Source organism: Vibrio sp. OPT46, assembly GCF_015163535.1.
GTDB lineage: Bacteria > Pseudomonadota > Gammaproteobacteria > Enterobacterales > Vibrionaceae > Vibrio > Vibrio alginolyticus.
In genome coordinates this window covers 12,415-15,821 of record NZ_JADDYG010000302.1, presented here as the reverse complement: position 1 = coordinate 15,821, position 3,407 = coordinate 12,415, and the positions used below count along the sequence as shown (strand labels likewise).

Annotated in this window: 2 protein-coding genes; one reads left to right on the top strand and one right to left on the bottom strand. The window is 46.6% G+C overall.

Annotation, left to right across the window (positions count from 1 at the left end):
- On the bottom strand, positions 1-1,304 hold a 1,304-nt coding region (gene pabB / locus IQR33_RS14215), incomplete at its 3' end, for an aminodeoxychorismate synthase component I (RefSeq protein ID WP_228013899.1).
- A 270-nt stretch (positions 1,305-1,574) separates the two neighbouring features.
- Between pabB and IQR33_RS14210 the strand changes: the two genes are divergently transcribed.
- Positions 1,575-3,092: a fumarate hydratase gene (locus IQR33_RS14210; RefSeq protein WP_005376905.1), complete on the top strand. Its 1,518-nt coding sequence runs from the start codon at positions 1,575-1,577 to the stop codon at positions 3,090-3,092.
- Positions 3,093-3,407 lie beyond the last annotated feature (315 nt).

Below are 3,407 nucleotides of genomic sequence, written 5' to 3'. Positions count from 1 at the left end.
GCGCAATCGCTATCTGCCACGACGCCGCCGCCAGCCCAAGCGTAAAGTTTGTTTTTTTTCGCTACAAGAGTTCGGATAGTAATGCTGGTGTCCATACGACCATGGCGTGAAATGTAGCCAATACTGCCGCAATACGCGCTGCGTCGATGCGGCTCAAGTTCTTCAATGATCTGCATTGCGCGAACTTTAGGTGCTCCCGTAATTGAACCGCCTGGAAAACACGCTCGCAGCAAATCCGCAGGAGCGTATTGTTCATCCAAATTTGCACGAATGGTGCTCACCAAATGATGCACAGCAGGGAAGCTTTCAATATCGAACAGCTTTGGAACGTGAACGCTACCCGGTGATGCAACTCGACCAATATCATTACGCAGCAAATCGACAATCATCAGGTTTTCTGCCTGATCTTTTTCCGCTGTCAGCAAGTCATGGGCATTAGCGTTATCTTGCTTTGGATCTTCGCTGCGTGGTCGAGTACCTTTGATTGGTTTCGTTTCAATGACGCGATCTTTGAGCTCTAAAAAGCGCTCTGGAGAGATACTCAAAATCGAAGACTCAGGCATACGGATAAACGCTGAGAATGGCGCTTGGTTGGCGGACTCCAATTTCAGATACGCTTGCCACTCGCTGCCTTGATACGGTGCGTTAAAGCGCTGCGCCAAATTGATCTGATAACAGTCACCGCTCAACAAGTATTCTTGCACCTTGTCAAAGCGAGTGGCGTAGCTCTCTTTCGTCATGTTTGACTGCCAATCACCAGACAAAGCGAAGTCAACGGTTTGTTCTGCTTTTTGCTCGTTTAACCATTGCCAAGCTTGCTCGATGTTCTGACCGACTAAGCATGCTTTTTTTAGGTGGTGGTCAACAACAACGGCCCATTCATACAGACCTACCGCCATATCCGGCGTGTTGAGGTCCTTTTCTGCCACTTCTGGCATCGTTTCTACGCGGCGACCTAAATCGTAACTGAAGTAACCGAGCGCACCGCCGACAAAAGGCAAATCCAATTCTTTATTTAACTCTACGTGAGGAAGCCACTGTTCTTGCAACTGATGAAGCAGCGCAAATGGGTCATCTTGAGTTGAATAGGCATTCGATGGCGTTTCAACTTGTGTGTTGTCGGCAGTGGTTTCTAACGTTGCAATTGGGTTGGAGACCAACACATCGAAGCGGCTATCGATATGCGTTTCTGATGCAGAACGCAGCAACATCGCCCAAGGCTGGTGTTGAATGCGAGAAAAAAGGTGAAGAGCAAACTCTGGTGCGTATTCCAACGCTTTAAAATCAATGAATTGATTGTCCATGTTGTTCATTTGTGTAAATTGTGACAAAGAGATCGTTCACTGCATGGCATGTCATGGGCAGCAAGAGTATCATATTCCTCTGTATAGCCAAACTCCCTCTATTCATAGGGTTTTGAGATGGTTTACAAGTAGGCAACTTCAGCATTTCGTGTGTCGATATCAGCCGTTCGACAATTGTTTATAAAAAACGAAGCTCAAAAGAGCAATAAGCTCAACAAACACGATTGAAGCTAAGCCAATAATGGAAGCATAACTATAACGAGGCATGTAATGACGGTAATACGCAAGCAGGATGTGATCAGCAGTGTCGCTGATGCGCTACAGTATATTTCTTACTACCACCCGCTAGACTTTGTTCAAGCTCTTGAAAAAGCCTATCACCGCGAAGAGAGCCAAGCCGCTAAAGACGCGATTGCTCAGATCTTAATTAACTCCCGAATGTCCGCAGAAGGTCACCGTCCAATTTGTCAGGATACTGGTATTGTGACGTGTTTCGTCAACATCGGTATGGGCGTGCAATGGGATTCGACCGACATGACGGTTCAGCAGATGGTAGATGAAGGTGTTCGACAAGCGTACACGAACCCTGATAACCCGTTGCGTGCGTCAGTACTTATGGACCCTGCTGGTAAACGTATTAATACCAAAGACAACACGCCTGCCGTCGTACATATCAACATGGTTCCGGGCGATAAAGTTGAAATTCAGATCGCTGCGAAGGGCGGCGGTAGCGAAAACAAAACTAAGATGGTGATGCTAAACCCATCTGACGATATTGCTGAGTGGGTAGAAAAAACGCTACCAACAATGGGGGCGGGCTGGTGTCCTCCTGGCATGCTTGGCATTGGTATCGGCGGTACGGCTGAAAAAGCAGCGGTATTGGCAAAAGAATCTCTAATGGAACACATCGATATTCAAGAGCTTATTGACCGTGGCCCACAAAACGCAGAAGAAGAGCTTCGTTTGGATATCTTCAATCGCGTGAACAAACTTGGTATCGGTGCGCAAGGTCTTGGCGGTTTGACGACTGTTGTCGACGTTAAAATCAAAACTGCGCCAACGCACGCGGCTTCTAAGCCTGTTTGTTTGATCCCGAACTGTGCGGCGACTCGTCACGTACACTTCACGCTTGATGGTAGCGGCCCAGCAGAGCTAACACCACCTAAACTAGAAGATTGGCCAGATATCACTTGGGAAGCGGGCGAAAATACGCGTCGCGTAAACTTAGACACAATTACTAAAGAAGAAGTACAAGAGTGGAAGACAGGCGAAACGGTTCTTCTATCAGGTAAAATTCTGACTGGTCGTGATGCTGCGCATAAACGTATTCAAGGCATGCTAGATAACGGCGAAGGTCTACCTGAAGGCGTAGATCTAAACGGTAAGTTCATTTACTACGTAGGCCCTGTCGATGCAGTTGGTGATGAAGTCGTTGGTCCTGCTGGCCCAACAACATCTACGCGTATGGATAAATTCACCGACATGATGCTAGAAAAGACCGGCATCATGGGCATGATCGGTAAAGCTGAGCGTGGCCCTGCAACGGTTGAATCTATCAAGAATCACAAAGCGGTTTACCTAATGGCTGTCGGTGGCGCTGCGTACTTGGTGGCGAAAGCGATCAAGAAAGCTCGCGTTGTCGCATTTGAAGATTTAGGTATGGAAGCGATTTACGAATTTGAAGTTGAAGATATGCCAGTAACAGTGGCCGTCGACTCAAATGGTGTTAACGCGCACCAAATTGGTCCAGACACTTGGAAAGTGAAAATTCAAGAGATGGAAGCATAAGGCAAAGGGCAATCTTGCTGCGTCTCAGTAGAGAGAATGTGACAAGGTGCTGATTTACCTAGCAAACAATTGACAAAAGTGCAGCGAAACCTGCACTTTTTGTCTATATAATTAAGGATATAAACCTTTAGGCATAGCAATCAAACGTTATGCGAACAATAATTAGGAGACGGCATGCCTCGTTTTATTCAGATTCTACAAATTATTCTTGCTGTAGTGATAGGTGGCTTTGTTGGCTATGACTTGATTCTTCACGGTATCAGCATCTTTGATGAAAAGTACGTAACCATCACATGTGTGTTGTGGTTGATTTTG